The sequence below is a fragment of the Actinoplanes sp. NPDC049118 genome, assembly GCF_040648555.1.
Classification (GTDB): Bacteria; Actinomycetota; Actinomycetes; order Mycobacteriales; family Micromonosporaceae; genus Actinoplanes.
Genome location: NZ_JBEZDY010000037.1, coordinates 50233 through 63965 on the forward strand (window position 1 = coordinate 50233; position 13733 = coordinate 63965).

The 13733-nt window shown below is 72.3% G+C and carries 12 protein-coding genes and 1 riboswitch; of the genes, 2 read left to right on the top strand and 10 right to left on the bottom strand.

Annotated features, from left to right (window positions below; translation table 11 throughout):
- Positions 1 to 140: 140 nt before the first annotated feature.
- From def to AB0B58_RS38170, 4 genes are all read right to left on the bottom strand, one after another.
- Positions 141 to 680 (bottom strand): peptide deformylase, encoded by a 540-nt coding sequence (gene def / locus AB0B58_RS38155; RefSeq protein ID WP_360234697.1) that lies wholly within the window; start codon positions 678 to 680, stop codon positions 141 to 143.
- A 98-nt stretch (positions 681 to 778) separates the two neighbouring features.
- Positions 779 to 1939 carry a M48 family metallopeptidase gene (locus tag AB0B58_RS38160; RefSeq protein ID WP_360234700.1) on the bottom strand — a complete coding sequence of 387 codons (1161 nt, stop codon included), beginning with the start codon at positions 1937 to 1939 and terminating at the stop codon, positions 779 to 781.
- A gap of 134 nt (positions 1940 to 2073) precedes the next feature.
- On the bottom strand, positions 2074 to 3264 hold the full coding sequence (locus AB0B58_RS38165) for a sigma-70 family RNA polymerase sigma factor (RefSeq protein ID WP_360234703.1): 1191 nt from the start codon (positions 3262 to 3264) through the stop codon (positions 2074 to 2076).
- Positions 3265 to 3268: 4 nt separating this feature from the next.
- Positions 3269 to 3580 (bottom strand): YciI family protein, encoded by a 312-nt coding sequence (locus AB0B58_RS38170; RefSeq protein WP_360234781.1) that lies wholly within the window; start codon positions 3578 to 3580, stop codon positions 3269 to 3271.
- 182 nt (positions 3581 to 3762) lie between these two features.
- A riboswitch (S-adenosyl-L-homocysteine riboswitch) is annotated at positions 3763 to 3840 on the top strand.
- Between the two features lie 17 nt (positions 3841 to 3857).
- Here AB0B58_RS38170 and ahcY point away from each other — a divergent pair.
- On the top strand, positions 3858 to 5318 hold the full coding sequence (gene ahcY / locus AB0B58_RS38175; RefSeq protein WP_360234706.1) for an adenosylhomocysteinase: 1461 nt from the start codon (positions 3858 to 3860) through the stop codon (positions 5316 to 5318).
- 50 nt (positions 5319 to 5368) lie between these two features.
- Here the strand turns inward: ahcY and AB0B58_RS38180 are convergent, their stop codons facing one another.
- Genes AB0B58_RS38180 through AB0B58_RS38205 form a run of 6 tightly spaced genes read right to left on the bottom strand, consistent with a single transcriptional unit; the run spans position 5369 to position 12195 of the window.
- Positions 5369 to 5998 (bottom strand): aspartate/glutamate racemase family protein, encoded by a 630-nt coding sequence (locus AB0B58_RS38180; RefSeq protein WP_360234709.1) that lies wholly within the window; start codon positions 5996 to 5998, stop codon positions 5369 to 5371.
- A 22-nt stretch (positions 5999 to 6020) separates the two neighbouring features.
- The gene (locus tag AB0B58_RS38185) at positions 6021 to 6614 is read right to left on the bottom strand and encodes an LUD domain-containing protein (RefSeq protein WP_360234712.1); all 594 of its coding nucleotides are present in this window, start codon (positions 6612 to 6614) and stop codon (positions 6021 to 6023) included.
- Positions 6611 to 8026, bottom strand: coding sequence for a lactate utilization protein B (locus AB0B58_RS38190; RefSeq protein ID WP_360234715.1), 1416 nt, complete (start codon positions 8024 to 8026; stop codon positions 6611 to 6613). The genes AB0B58_RS38185 and AB0B58_RS38190 overlap by 4 nt, the downstream gene beginning before the upstream one ends.
- On the bottom strand, positions 8023 to 8757 hold the full coding sequence (locus AB0B58_RS38195) for a (Fe-S)-binding protein (protein WP_360234718.1): 735 nt from the start codon (positions 8755 to 8757) through the stop codon (positions 8023 to 8025). The genes AB0B58_RS38190 and AB0B58_RS38195 overlap by 4 nt, the downstream gene beginning before the upstream one ends.
- A gap of 1 nt (position 8758) precedes the next feature.
- Complete coding sequence (locus tag AB0B58_RS38200; RefSeq protein ID WP_360234721.1) at positions 8759 to 10168, bottom strand: rhamnulokinase family protein; 1410 nt, start codon at positions 10166 to 10168, stop codon at positions 8759 to 8761.
- Positions 10165 to 12195: a bifunctional aldolase/short-chain dehydrogenase gene (locus tag AB0B58_RS38205; RefSeq protein ID WP_360234724.1), complete on the bottom strand. Its 2031-nt coding sequence runs from the start codon at positions 12193 to 12195 to the stop codon at positions 10165 to 10167. The genes AB0B58_RS38200 and AB0B58_RS38205 overlap by 4 nt, the downstream gene beginning before the upstream one ends.
- 273 nt (positions 12196 to 12468) lie before the next feature.
- On the opposite strand from AB0B58_RS38205, the gene AB0B58_RS38210 reads away from it, so the two are divergent.
- Positions 12469 to 13698 carry a hypothetical protein gene (locus tag AB0B58_RS38210; RefSeq protein ID WP_360234727.1) on the top strand — a complete coding sequence of 410 codons (1230 nt, stop codon included), beginning with the start codon at positions 12469 to 12471 and terminating at the stop codon, positions 13696 to 13698.
- The last annotated feature ends 35 nt before the right edge of the window (positions 13699 to 13733 follow it).

Consider the following 13733-nt stretch of genomic DNA (forward strand, 5'->3'; position numbering starts at 1 on the left):
CCACCCTCGCCGGTCAGCAGCCGGATGTCGCGTGTCCGGTGGCCCGAGCCGCCGTCACGACGGCCGGGATGACCCGGTCGGCCGAGGGCGGGGCGCCCCGGCGCTACTGAAAAGGACATTGACGCTCATCGCACACGCCGCTATTCGGCCGGAACGCCGACTCCGGGGGCCTGCGCGCTCTCGGCGAGCATCTTCTTGCGCTGCTTGGCGGGCAGCCGGTCGACGTATAGCAGCCCGTCGAGGTGGTCGGTCTCGTGCTGCAGGCAGCGCGCGAGCAGCCCGGTGCCGTCGATGCGGACGGGCTCGCCGTGCATGTCGACCCCGGTCACGTGCGCGACACCGGGCCGTCCGACGTCGGCGCGGACGCCGGGCACCGACAGGCAGCCCTCGCTGTCGACCTCGAGGGCGCGGCCCTCCGGCAGGTGCAGTACGGGATTGACGACGTGGGCCACGATGTTGACCTCGGTCGCGTCGGGGCAGTCGACGACGAACACCCGGGCGTCGACGCCGATCTGGTTCGCGGCGAGCCCGACGCCCTCGGCGGCGGCCATCGAGGCGAACATGTCGGCGACGAGCTGCTGCAGATCGTCGTCGAAGACGGTCACCTCGGCGCACCGCCGATGCAGCACGGGATTGCCGTAGCGGGTGATGGGTCGCGGAGTTCCGGCACGAGTCTGCACCCCGCGATTTTAAAACGCGCGCCGCGCGGAGCCGTGGACCCGGCCCCGGAATGGGGTCGCCCGCGCTCCATGGGGGCCGGAGCGCGGGCGACGTTCGATCAGGCCGGCGGATTCTCCCCGGCCGAGCCGTTGGCCGTGCCGTTGCCCGCGTCGTCCGGGCCGTCGGCCGGACGGTCGGCGGGCCGGCTCTCCCGGCGGGCCGCCCGGCCGGCCGCCTCGGCGGCCGTGCTCGCCCAGGCCCACGCCTTCCCGGTCTGCGCGCCGGCCCATCCGCCCAGGTCGGCCGCGCCGCCGCCGAACCGGCGGACCAGCGTCACCAGCGGGTCCGGGGAGTTCTCGAAGACCTCCCGGTAGTGGCCCGCAGCCGCCTTCACGTCGCCCGTGACCGACGCGTTGCCGTCGGAGTCGCGGCGCGGGAAGTCGCCGCCGAGGATGCGGCCGTACTCGCCCGAGTCGATCCAGCGGCGCAGCTCCGCCGCGCGGGCGACCGGCACCGGGTGGCTGCTCCACGCCGTCATGCCGATCTTGTGGATGCTGTCGCGGAGATCCCCGCCGCCCTGGTACTCGGCCGCCTGCTCCAGGAAGGCCGTGGTGTCGATCTGCGACAGGTCGCCACCGCCCGCGAGCTTCATCAGCAGGCGGATCGAGGCGGACGGGTCCTGGCCGGCGAGCAGGCCCGCGCGGTCCGCCGACAGCTCGGCCTTGCGCCACCACTCGTACATCGCCGCGATGATCGCCCGCAGCGCGATCGCGCCGATCGGGAGCCAGCTGACGTTCGCCGCCCACCTGGTCAGGATCACCATGATCGTCTTGTAGACCGCGTGGCCGCTGCGCACGTGGCCGATCTCGTGGCCGAGCAGCGCGCGCAGCTCGTCGTCGTCGAGCTTCTCGACCGCGCCGGTGGTGATGACGATGAACGGCTTGTCCATGCCGATCGCCTGGCCGTGGATCATCGGGGACTGCGAGACGTACAGCTCGGGCAGCCCGGCCACGTCGAGCGTCGTCGCGGCCTCGACGAAGCGCTGGTGTACGCGCGGGTACTGGCGGTGGTCGACGCGGATCGAGCCCGCCAGGTACGAGAGCCGGAAACCGCGCTCGTTCCACATGCCGAAGAACGCCTTCACCACGTCGTCGAAGCCGCGCAGTTCGCGCAGGGCGGTCAGCGCGCCACGGTCGGCGGGGTGTTCCCAGGCCCGGGAGCTGATGTCGGTCAGCGTGATCCGTTGCCGGGCCGGTCGATTCTCGTCGTCGATCGTCATGGGTTCCCTCCGCGACTCGGTCTCCTGCTCCGAGGCAAGCTTCGCGGTCGGGGCACCCCGGGCACATCGGCTCCGAGCGGGACTTCCGCGCTTTCGGATCAGACTTTCGGCCGACCCGGGGATTCCGGCGGTCCCTATGCCCGTCCGTTCAGTTCGTCGGCGCGGGCGAGCAGGGCCCGCCGCTCCGGCTCGGAGTGTGCCGCCGCGGCCGCCTGTTCGAAGAGGGCAACGGCACGGCCGGCGAAACCCGCGCGTGCGGTCAGGTCGGCCTCGGCGGCCATCGCGTACGGGTACCCGTCGAGGGCGCCACCGGCACGGGCCGCCGCGAGCAGCGACAGCCCGGTGTCCGGGCCGAACGCGTACCCGTGCGCCACCGCCCGATTCAGCGCGACCACCGGCGAGGGCAGGAGCCGCGCCAGTTCGTCGTAGAGCGCGGCGATCGCCGGCCAGTCGGCCGGCGTGCGGACGTGGCAGGCGGCGATGCGGGCCTGCAGCGCGTACTGGCCGCCCGTCGACGGCAGCAGCGCCAGCGCCTCGGCGATGGCCGCCCGATCCCAGCGGGACCGGTCCTGCTGGTCGAGCGTGCGCAGTTCGCCCGCGTCGTCGCGCCGCGCGGCACGCCGCGAGTGCTGCAGCAGGAACAGCGCCAGCAGCGCCCGGATCTCCGGCTCGCCGGGCATCAGCCGGTCGAGCAGCCGGGCCAGCCGGATCGCCTCGTCCGCGAAGGCGGCATCGCCGTCCGCGTCGTACCCCCGGGTGAACAGCAGATACAGCACCGCCAGCACGCCCGGAAGCCGCTCGGCCAGGGCGGAACCGACCGGCACCCGGTACGGGATCCCCGCGTCGGCGATCCTCGTCTTCGCCCGGGTCAGCCGCCGCGCCATGGTGGACTCGGTGACGAGGAAGGCGCGCGCGATGTCGCCGGTCGGCACTCCCGCGATGGTCCGCAGCGTCAGCGCGACCCGCGCCTCGAGCGGCAGCGCGGGATGGCAGCAGGTGAAGATCAGCCGCAACCGGTCGTCCACGACGCCCTCCTCGGCAACCGGCCCGGGCGCGGACGAGAGCATCGCCAGCTCCTCGAGCTTGCGGCGTTCGACGGTCGCGCGCCGCAGCACGTCGATCGCGCGGTTGCGCGCGACCGTCATCAGCCACCCGCCCGGATTCGCCGGCACTCCGTCTCGCGGCCAGCGTTCGAGGGCGAGCGTCAGCGCCTCCTGCGCGCAGTCCTCGGCCAGGGTCCAGTCGCCGGTGATCCGGATCAACGCGGCGACGATCCGCGGGCGCGACTCGGCACCCGCCTCGGCGACCGCCTGCCCGGCACTCATCGCGTCACGCGAACGGGCGCAGCTCGACGCGGCCGCTCCAGGCCATCGGGTGGGCGCGGGCGACCTCGATCGCCTCGTCCAGGTCTGCGCACTCGAGGATGTCGTAGCCCACGATCACCTCCTTGGTCTCGGCGAACGGGCCGTCGGAGAGGAGCAGTTCGCCGCCGCGGACCCGGACCGTGGTGGCCGCGGCCGGCGACGCGAGGACGTTGCCCTGCAGCCGGCGCCCCGCCGCGTCGTTCTCCGCCACCCACACGTCGATGTCGGGCAGCTGGGACTCGTCGGTCTCCGGCTCGGTGTCGGTGCAGACGAACATCAGGTACTTCATCTCGGCGCTCCCTTGCTTCGTGATCTCAACACCGTGACGAACGGGCGATCGGGTTCCGGACAGCTTCGGCCCGGCGATTTTCGATGTACCGATGTGCCACAGCTCACCATCGTCCCGGTCGGCCGCCGAGGAGAGGCGATCTTGAGGCGACGACGTTATGATGGCGGGACCCGGTCGAGAGGCGCTGCGACGGACCCCGGTCCGCCACGCTCGACCGCGGGCCAAAGACGAAAGGGCGCCTCCTCAAGAGGGGGTGCCCTTCTTCATGTCCGATCGACTTCAGCAGATCAACGGCGTCGACTTCGCCGTCGCCGACCTGTCCCTGGCCGCGTTCGGCCGGCACCAGATGCGCCTGGCCGAGCACGAGATGCCGGGCCTGATGTCGCTGCGCACCGAGTACGCGGGCCAGTTCCCGCTGCGAGGCGCCCGCATCGCCGGCTCGCTGCACATGACCATCCAGACCGCCGTGCTCATCGAGACGCTTGTCGCGCTCGGCGCGGACGTCCGCTGGGTCTCCTGCAACATCTTCTCGACCCAGGACGAGGCCGCCGCCGCGATCGTCGTCGGCCCCGAGGGCACCGTCGACGCCCCCACCGGCACCCCGGTCTTCGCCTGGAAGGGCGAGACGCTGGAGGAGTACTGGTGGTGCACGGAGCAGCTGTTCAACTTCGCCGACGGCCAGGGCCCCAACATGATCCTGGACGACGGCGGTGACGCCACCCTGCTCGTGCACAAGGGCGTCGAGTTCGAGAAGGCCGGCGCGGTCCCGCAGGCCACCGCGGACGACCACCACGAATACACGATCATCCTCGACACCCTGCGCCGCAGCCTGGCGTCGGACCCGCAGCGCTTCACGCGGATCGCCGCCGACACCCGCGGCGTCACCGAGGAGACCACCACCGGTGTGGCCCGGCTCTACAAGCTGGCCAAGGAGGGTGAGCTGCTCTTCCCGGCGATCAACGTCAACGACGCGGTCACCAAGAGCAAGTTCGACAACAAGTACGGCATCCGCCACTCGCTGGTCGACGGCCTCAACCGGGCCACCGACGTCATGCTCGGCGGCAAGCTCGCCGTGGTCTGCGGCTACGGCGACGTCGGCAAGGGCTCGGCCGAGACGCTGCGCGGCCAGGGCGCCCGGGTCGTCGTGACCGAGATCGACCCCATCTGCGCGCTGCAGGCGGCCATGGACGGCATGCAGGTCGTCCGCATCGAGGACGTCGTCTCCGAGGCCGACATCTTCATCACCACCACCGGTGGCCAGGACATCATCACGCCGGAGCACATGGCGGCGATGAAGCACAACGCGATCGTCGGCAACGTCGGTCACTTCGACGACGAGATCGACATGGCCGGCCTGGCCAAGGTCCCCGGCATCGAGAAGGTCGAGGTCAAGCCGCAGGTACACGAGTGGCGCTTCCCGGACGGGCATGCCGTGATCGTGCTCTCCGAGGGCCGCCTGATGAACCTGGGCAACGCCACCGGCCACCCCAGCTTCGTGATGTCGAACTCGTTCACCAACCAGGTCATGGCCCAGATCGAACTCTGGACCAAGCCCGGCGAGTACGAGAAGCAGGTCTTCGTGCTGCCGAAGCACCTGGACGAGAAGGTCGCCCGGCTGCACCTGGACGCCCTGGGCGTGCGGCTGACCGAGCTCACCAAGAAGCAGGCCGAGTACCTCGGCGTGCCGGTCGAGGGCCCGTACAAGCCGGACCACTACCGCTACTGATCGACGTCGGCCCAGGTCACCCGGTGACCTGGGCCGAATCGATCGCGGTCTCAGCCGGTGGCGAGGGCCGCCGCCCTGAGGACCGCCGATCGCGGGCTGGTCAGGACCGGGGTCGCCAGGTCGGCGAGTAGGCCGGCCGCGGGAGCCATGCTGGCCTGGGCCAGGACGATCACGTCCGCGGTGAGCCCGCGGCAGTGCACCGCCACCCGCCGCGCGTAGCCCTCCAGGTCGCCGGCCTCGAAGAGCGCCCACGCGTCCAGGCAGGGCGCGTCCACGATCTCGGCCGCGCCGGCCCCGCACTCCAGCAGGAGCGCGCGGGTGGGCGCGAGGGTCGACGCCACCGTGGCGACCACGGCGATGCGCCCGCCGACCGCGACGGCCTCCTCGGCCATCGGACGGTCGAGGCGCAGCACCGGCACCCCCACCGGGATGCGCTCCGCAGGCCCGCCGAGGGTCGAGCATGTGCACACCACGAGATCAGCACCCGAGTCGGCCAGCGAGCGCAGCCGCTCACCCAGCCGCTCGGCGACGGCGGAGTCGACTCCACGCTCCCTGGCGTCCGCCAGCAATCGCGCGTCCACCACGTGCAGATCACGCAGGCCGGGCGCCAGCTCCGCGACCAGACCGCGGAAGGTGGGCACGTGTGCGTCGGCCGTATGCAGAAAGCCGACGGTGGTCACGCCTCAGCATCCCACGTCACGGTCAGCCCTCCGTCACGATGACGTGCAGGCGGCGCGGGCCGTGTACGCCCTCGACGCGGTTGAGTTCGATGTCGCTGGTCGCGGACGGGCCGCTGATCCAGGTGAGCGGCCGGCGCGGATCGAGCCGGGCGATCGCCTGCGGCACCGACGCCACCACCTGGTCCGCGCGGACGACGCAGATGTGCAGGTCGGGCAGGAGGGAGATGATCCGGCGGCCCTGGTCGGGCGAGCCGTCCAGGACGATCGTGCCGGTCTCGGCGACGGCCACGGCGGCGGCGGTGAGGACCCCGCCGGCGACGGCGAGGGTGTCCGCGCTCAGGCCGTCGTCGGTCAGCACCTCGACCGAGCCGGGCAGCCAGGCCGGGTCGATGCCGGGCGGCACGATCAGCGGAGCCGGCGCCAGGCCGGCCACCGTCTCCGCGATCGAGACCCCGCGATGCACGACGGCCTTGTAGTCCTCGAGCCGGCGGACGAACAGGTCGAGATCGACCGGCCGGTCGCCGCGCCGGTAGCCGCGCGGGATCTCGGCGGCCGGCGCGGCGGCGCCGCCCAGCGCCGCGCGGATCCGGTCTAGCATCACGTCCCGGCCGCTCATCGCTTCGCCCACCAGTCCCGGAAGGTCTCCGGCGGCGGTTGCGGCAGGTCGCGGCTCGCGGTCCAGCCGTTGAACGGCGGCGGCAGGCGCCGCCCGGCGAGTCTGCCGAGCTTCGCGGCATGCTGCGCGGCCTGATACAGCCTCGGATGGTCCATCGTGTACGCCGCGGCGCCCATCAGGGCCCGCTCGGTACGCGGATGCGGTGCCTCGTTGCGCAGATGCACCAGGATCGAGGGGATGTCGATCTTCACCGGGCAGGCGTCGAAGCAGGCACCGCAGAGCGACGACGCGTACGGCAGGGAGGCGTTGTCCTCCACCCCGGTGAGCTGCGGCGACAGCACCGCCCCGATCGGGCCCGGATACACCGACCCGTACGCGTGCCCGCCGGTCCGCTCGTAGACCGGGCAGACGTTCAGGCAGGCCGAGCACCGGATGCAGTGCAGCGCCGGCCGCCCGACCTCGTCGGCGAGCACCGCGCTGCGCCCATTGTCGAGCAGCACGAGGTGGAAGCTCTGCGGCCCGTCGCCGGGCGTGACCCCGGTCCACATCGACGTGTACGGGTTCATCCGCTCGCCGGTCGACGCCCGCGGCAGCAGTTGCAGGAAGACCTCGAGGTCCTGCCAGGCCGGCACGAGCTTCTCGACGCCCATGACGGTGATCAGGGTCTCGGGCAGGGTCAGGCACATCCGCCCGTTGCCCTCGGACTCCAGCACGGCGAGGGTTCCGGTCTCGGCGATCGCGAAGTTCGCGCCGGACACCGCGACCTTCGTGCGCAGGAATGTCTCGCGCAGGTAGCGCCGGGCGGCCCCGGCCAGGACCACCGGCTCGTCGGTCAGGGCCGGGTCGACGCCGGGCATTTCGCGCAGGAAGATCTCGCGGATCTCGGCGCGGTTGCGGTGGATCGCCGGAACCAGGATGTGGCTGGGCCGGTCGTGTCCGAGCTGGACGATCAGCTCGGCCAGGTCCGTCTCGACCGGCTCGATCCCGGCCGCCTCGAGCGCCTCGTTGAGCCCGATCTCCTGGGTCGCCATCGACTTGACCTTGATGACCCGGTCGTGGCCGGTGGCCCGGACCAGCTCGGTGACGATCCGGTTGGCCTCGTTGGCGTCCGCGGCCCAGTGCACGACTCCGCCGGCCCGGGTGACGTTCTCCTCCAGCTGAAGCAGCAGCTCCGGGAGCCGGGCCATGGTGTCGGCCTTCAGGGCCGAGCCGGCCGCGCGCAGCTCCTGCCAGTCGGGCAGCTCGGCGACGACCGCGCCGGACTTCGCGCGGATCGTGTCGGTGGCGTGCCCGAGGTTGCGGCGCAGCTGGTCGTTGCCGAGCGCCTTGCGGGCGGCCGCCGGGAACGGCTCCTCGCCGCGCAGGTGCCCGACGCCGCGCGGCGCCGTCGTCGGCATACCCAGGAAGGTCATGTCTCCTCCGTAGCCGCGAGGATCTCCGCGAGGTGCACGGTCCGGACGGAGGCGTCGAGCCGGGACAGCCCGCCGCCGATGTGCATCAGGCAGGACGAGTCGCCGGCCGTGCAGACCTCCGCGCCGGTGTCGAGCACGTGCCGCAGCTTGTCGGCGAGCATCGCGGACGAGGTGTCGGCGTTCTTCAGCGCGAACGTGCCGCCGAAGCCGCAGCACTGCTCGGCCGCGGGCAGCTCGAGCAGCTCCAGCCCGCGCACGTTGCGCAGCAGTCGCAGCGGCTTGTCGCCGACCCGGAGCATCCGCAGCGAATGACAGGTCGGGTGGTAGGTGACCCGGTGCGGGTAGTACGCGCCGACGTCGTCGACGCCGAGCACGTCGACGAGCAGCTCGGACAGCTCGTACGTCCGCGCGGCGACGACCTCGGCGCGGGCGGCCAGCCCCTCGTCGCCCGCGGACCGGGCCACCACCGCGTGCTGGTGCCGCACCGAGCCGACGCACGATCCGGAGGGCGCGACCACCACCTCGTACGGCGCGAAGGTCCGCACGTGCCGCCGGACCAGCGGCAGCGCGTCCCGCCGGTAGCCGGTGTTGATGTGCATCTGCCCGCAGCAGGTCTGGGCGGCCGGGAAGTCCACCTCGTGGCCGAGGCGCTCCAGCAGCCGCACGGTCGCCTTGGCCGCGGCCGGGAACAGCGTGTCCGCCAGGCAGGTCACGAACAAGGCGATGCGCATGTCAGGCCTCCAGCCTGCGCTCGGCCGACCGCCACGCCGCCGCGTCGCCGCGCGGCTCGTAGCGCACGATCTGCTGAGTCTCCCGCAGGACGGCCCGCAGCGCCGGGAGACCACCGCCGATCACCCCGGCCGCGCGCGCCTGGACGAGCACGTTGCCCAGCGCGGTGGCCTCGACGGGGCCGGCCAGTACGGGCAGCCCGCAGGCGTCGGCGGTGAGCCGGCAGAGCAGTTCGTTGCGGGCGCCGCCGCCGACGATGTGCACGACGTCGACGTGCCGGCCGGAGAGCTCCTGGGCCTGGCGCACCGCACGCCGGTGTGCGAGCGCCAGGCTGTCCATGATGCACCGCACGACCTCGGCCGGCGAGGACGCGCCCCGGCCGCTCGCCGCGGTGAGCCGGCCGACCATGTCCCCCGGCGCCAGGAACACCGGGTCGTCGAGGTCGACGACGGCGCGGAAGGCGGGCACCGCGGCGGCCGCGCGCAGCAGCGCCGGCAGGTCCGGCGAGCCCCATTCCCGCAGGCACTCCTGCAGGGGCCAGAGCCCCATGACGTTGCGAAGGTAGCGCACGGTCCCGTCGACGCCACCCTCGTTGGTGAAGTTGGCCAGCCGGGACGCCTCGGTCAGCACCGGCGCGGGCAGCTCGACGCCGACCAGCGACCACGTGCCGCAGGAGATGTAGGCGAACTCCGGGCGGGTTGCGGGTACGCCGACCACCGCCGAGGCCGTGTCGTGCGAGCCGACGGCGATGACGTCGGGCGTGCCGATGCCGAGCTCCGGCAGCACCGGGCCGATGACCGTCCCCGGCGCGCGCAGCGGCGGGAACAGGTCGGGCCGGATGCCGAGCGAGGTCATCAGCTCGCCGGCCCACCCGCCGGTGCGCAGGTCGAGCAGCTGCGTCGTGGAGGCGTTGGTGAACTCGGCGCCCGCCTCGCCGGTCAGCCAGTACGCGATCAGGTCCGGAATCAGCAGCAGCCGCCGCGCCGCCTCCAGCTGCGGGGTCCCCGCGGCCGCCACAAGCTGATAGATCGTGTTGAACGGCAGCTTCTGCAGGCCGGTCAGCGCGTACAGCTTGTCCTCGCCGAGAAGGGCGGCGACCCGCTCCGGCACGCCGTCGGTGCGGGCGTCGCGGTAGTGCACGGGGTTGCCCAGCAGGGAGCCGGTCGCGTCGAGCAGCCCGTAGTCCACCGCCCACGAGTCGATGCCGATGCCGTCGACCGGCCCGGCGAGCCGGAGTCCCTCGAGGACACCGCGGTACAGGGCGAGGATGTCCCAGTGCAGCGTCCCGCCGGCCCGGACCGGTTCGTTGGCGAAGCGGTTGACCGCCGCGAGCGACACGGCGCCGGCCTCGACGCGGCCGACCATGACGCGGCCGCTGGACGCGCCGAGGTCGACCGCCGCGAACGTGTTCACCGCAGGAACGCCGCCGCCACCCCGGCGTCCACCGGGATGTGCAGGCCCGTCGTGTGCGACAGCTCGCCGCCGGTCAGCACGAACACCGCGTTCGCCACGTGCTCCGGCAGCACCTCGCGCTTGAGCAGGGTGCGCTGTGCGTAGTAGGCGCCGAGCTCCGATTCGGGTACGCCGTACACCGCGGCGCGCTGGGCCCCCCAGCCGCCGGCGAAGATGCCGGAGCCGCGTACCACGCCGTCGGGGTTGATGCCGTTGACCCGGATGCCGTGACCGCCCAGCTCCGCGGCGAGCAGCCGGACCTGGTGCGCCTGGTCGGCCTTGGCCGCGCCGTACGCGACGTTGTTCGGGCCCGCGAAGAGCGAGTTCTTGCTGGAGATGTAGACGATATCGCCGCCGAGGCCTTGCGCGATCATCACCGCCGCCGCGGCCTTGGCGACCAGGAACGAGCCCTTCGCCATGACGTCGTGCTGCAGGTCCCAGTCGTCTTCGGTGGTCTCGAGCAGCGGCTTGGAGACGGAGAGCCCGGCGTTGTTGACGATCAGGTCCACTCCGCCGAACGCGAGCACGGCCTGTCGCAACGCGGCGGCGACGGCGGCCTGCGAGGTCACGTCGGCCTCGACGGCCAGCGCCGCGTCCGGGCCGCCGATCTCGGCGGCGACCCCGGCGGCCGATTCGAACGACCGGTCGGCGACCACGACGCAGGCGCCCTCGGCGGCGAGCCGCAGCGCGATCGCCCTGCCGATGCCGGAGCCGCCGCCGGTCACGAACGCGACCCGGGCGGACAGCGGCCTCGGCGGGGGCATCCGCCGCAGCTTGGCCTCCTCGAGCGTCCAGTACTCGATCCGGAACTTCTCCGCCTCGTCGATCGGCGCGTAGGCCGAGACGGACTCGGCGCCGCGCATGACGTTGATGGCGTTGACGTAGAACTCGCCGGCGACCCGGGCGGTCTGCTTGTCGGCGCCGAAGCTGAACATGCCGACGCCGGGCACGAGCACGATCGCCGGGTCGGCGCCGCGCATGGCCGGGCTGTCCGGCCGGGCGTGCCGCTCGTAGTAGGCGCGATAGTCCTCGCGATAGGCCACGTGCAGCTCCTTCAGGCGGGCCTCGACCTCCGCCTGCGGCGCATCGGGCGCGGTGTCCAGCACCAGCGGCTTCACCTTGGTGCGCAGGAAGTGGTCGGGGCAGGAGGTGCCGAGCGCCGCCAGCTCGGGCATCCGCTCGCGCCCGACGAAGTCGAGGACGACCTCGCTGTCGGTGTAGTGGCCGACCTGGGCGCGGTCCGTCGAGGCGAGACCCCGGGCTATCGGCAGGAGGGCGGCGGCGCGCTCCCGGCGTACGGAATCGGGGAGCGGCTCGTGCAGGAGCGGGCCGAACGGCGCCTCGCGGGCGTGCGCGGCGATCCAGGCCGCGGCGGTGTCGATGATCTCGCGCGAGTTCGCCTCGCACCCGGCGCTTGTCGCGCCCCACGCGGTGATGCCGTGCCCGCCGAGGATGACGCCGATGGCCTGCGGGTTGGCCCGCCGCACCGCGGCGATGTCGAGGCCGAGCTGGAAGCCGGGCCGGCGCCAGGGCACCCAGAGCACCCGGTCGCCGAAGATCTCCTTCGTCAGGGCGGGGCCGTCGGCGGCGGTGGCCAGCGCGATGCCCGCGTCCGGGTGCAGGTGGTCGACGTGCGGCGCGTCCACCAGGCCGTGCATGGCCGTGTCGATCGAGGGTGCGGCGCCGCCGCGGCCGTGCAGGCAGTAGTCGAAGGCGGCGACCATCTCGTCCTCGCGGTCGACGCCGGGGAAGACGCCGACGAGGGCCCGCAGTCGGTCAAGTCGCAGCACCGCCAGGCCGGACTCCCGCAGCGTGCCGAGGTCACCGCCGGAGCCCTTCACCCAGAGCAACTCGGTGGGGGCCTGGGTGACGGGATCGATCTCCGTACCCTTCGCCGAGGTGTTGCCGCCGGCGTAGTTGGTGTTGCGGGGATCGGCGCCGAGGCGGTTGCTGCGGGCCAGGAGATCATGCACTACGGAGTCCGACATGAGCATCCTCGCCAGTTCGTCATGAAACGTTTCATCGCAAGAAGGCTAAGTTCCGCGGCGATGCCAGTCAATACCCGGGCCGCCCGGCTGAGCAGCGCAGTGTCTGTAATGCCTGCTCCTGACGCTCAGGCTTGCCGCGACGACCGCCCACGGGACACCCGATCGGCACGTCCCGTGCCATGATCAGGCGGCATCGTCATCGATCTTCCGCAACCCTCACGCGCCGCATGTGGTCGGTCGACACATCGTGCGGCGTCCCCACGAGGAGACTCCATGAAGCGCAATAGCCTGCTCCGCCTGAGCCTCCCGGCCGTCGGCGCGCTGCTCGCCCCCCTCGCCGCCGCTCCCGCCTTCGCGGCCGGCCCGGCCGCCCCGACCATCACCCAGGTCGGCACCGCGGCCGTGATCGGGCAGACGACGAAGTTCAAGTTCACCGAGGCCGACGGCAGTGAGCCGGCCGAGTACCACTGGATGATCAACGGCGGCGAGCTGACCGGGACCGCCATCGCGACCGACGGCAAGGCGACCGCGAAGATCCTCGCCACCCGCACCGTCAACCAGATCCAGGTCTACGCGGTCGGTGCGGACGGCAGCGTCGGCGACGACGCGACCGTCATCTACAACGCTTCCGACCCCGCCGCGTACGCGGACCAGGACCTCAACGGCGACGGCCGGCCCGACCTTGCCGCGGTGGTCGGCGAGACGCTGCTGGAGGCCGATGGCAAGGGTACCGGCGGCAAGGTCCGCGTCCCGGCGACCGACCTCGCGCCGGACGGCAACGGGGTTGGCGGCACCTTCGCCGGCCTACAGCTCATCACCGGCAAGTTCAGCGGCGGCCCGTTCGAGGACTACTTCGCGTACCGCCCCAGCGACGGTTACGCCTTCATCTACGACGGGCTCGGCGAGGCCGACCAGAACAACCCCGGGCTGGTGGCAAAGCACGAACACACCGTGTCCGGTGGCATGTTCTCCGATTGGGACGGCAACAACCCGACCCAGTTGGTCAACGCCTACGACGCCGCCGGCGCACACCAGGCCATTCCCGACCTCATCGGCGTTCTGGGCAACGCGGAGAGCGGATACCACCTGGAGTACTACGTCGCGGCCGGCTGGGCCACCGGGTTCTACCAGTCGCCGGTCGACACCACCGCGAGCACGCCGGACGGCGGCAGCGACTGGGAGAACTGGAAGCTCGCCACGAAGCTGCTGCCGAGCGGCACGGCGGTGAGCCTGTGGAACCCGTCGACGGGCGCGCTCTACCTCTGGGAGGGTGTCACCTTCGACAGCGAGAGCGGCCGGCTGTCGTACACGCAGTACAAGCTGTCGACGAACTTCCTCACCGGCGCCACCGGCACCACGCTGCGGCTCACCGACTTCGACGCGGACGGCGTAGCGGACATCTGGGGCGTCTCGGCCGGTTCGGTCACGGCGTACCAGGTCAGCGGCCTCTCCCAGACCGGCACCGCGAAGATCAAGGCCAAGGCCCCACAGCCGCTGGCGTGACGCACGAGATGCTGTGCCGGGCGTCGCCCGGCGCA

Bases quoted from the DNA above. Each gene is read 5' to 3' on its own strand.
- AB0B58_RS38160 (WP_360234700.1), bottom strand. From the start codon at position 1,939: ATGACGATCGACGACGAGAATCGACCGGCCCGGCAACGGATCACGCTG.
- AB0B58_RS38165 (WP_360234703.1), bottom strand. From the start codon at position 3,264: ATGAGTGCCGGGCAGGCGGTCGCCGAGGCGGGTGCCGAGTCGCGCCCG.
- AB0B58_RS38170 (WP_360234781.1), bottom strand. From the start codon at position 3,580: ATGTTCGTCTGCACCGACACCGAGCCGGAGACCGACGAGTCCCAGCTG.
- ahcY (WP_360234706.1), top strand. From the start codon at position 3,858: ATGTCCGATCGACTTCAGCAGATCAACGGCGTCGACTTCGCCGTCGCC.
- AB0B58_RS38185 (WP_360234712.1), bottom strand. From the start codon at position 6,614: ATGAGCGGCCGGGACGTGATGCTAGACCGGATCCGCGCGGCGCTGGGC.
- AB0B58_RS38190 (WP_360234715.1), bottom strand. From the start codon at position 8,026: ATGACCTTCCTGGGTATGCCGACGACGGCGCCGCGCGGCGTCGGGCAC.
- AB0B58_RS38195 (WP_360234718.1), bottom strand. From the start codon at position 8,757: ATGCGCATCGCCTTGTTCGTGACCTGCCTGGCGGACACGCTGTTCCCG.
- AB0B58_RS38205 (WP_360234724.1), bottom strand. From the start codon at position 12,195: ATGTCGGACTCCGTAGTGCATGATCTCCTGGCCCGCAGCAACCGCCTC.
- AB0B58_RS38210 (WP_360234727.1), top strand. From the start codon at position 12,469: ATGAAGCGCAATAGCCTGCTCCGCCTGAGCCTCCCGGCCGTCGGCGCG.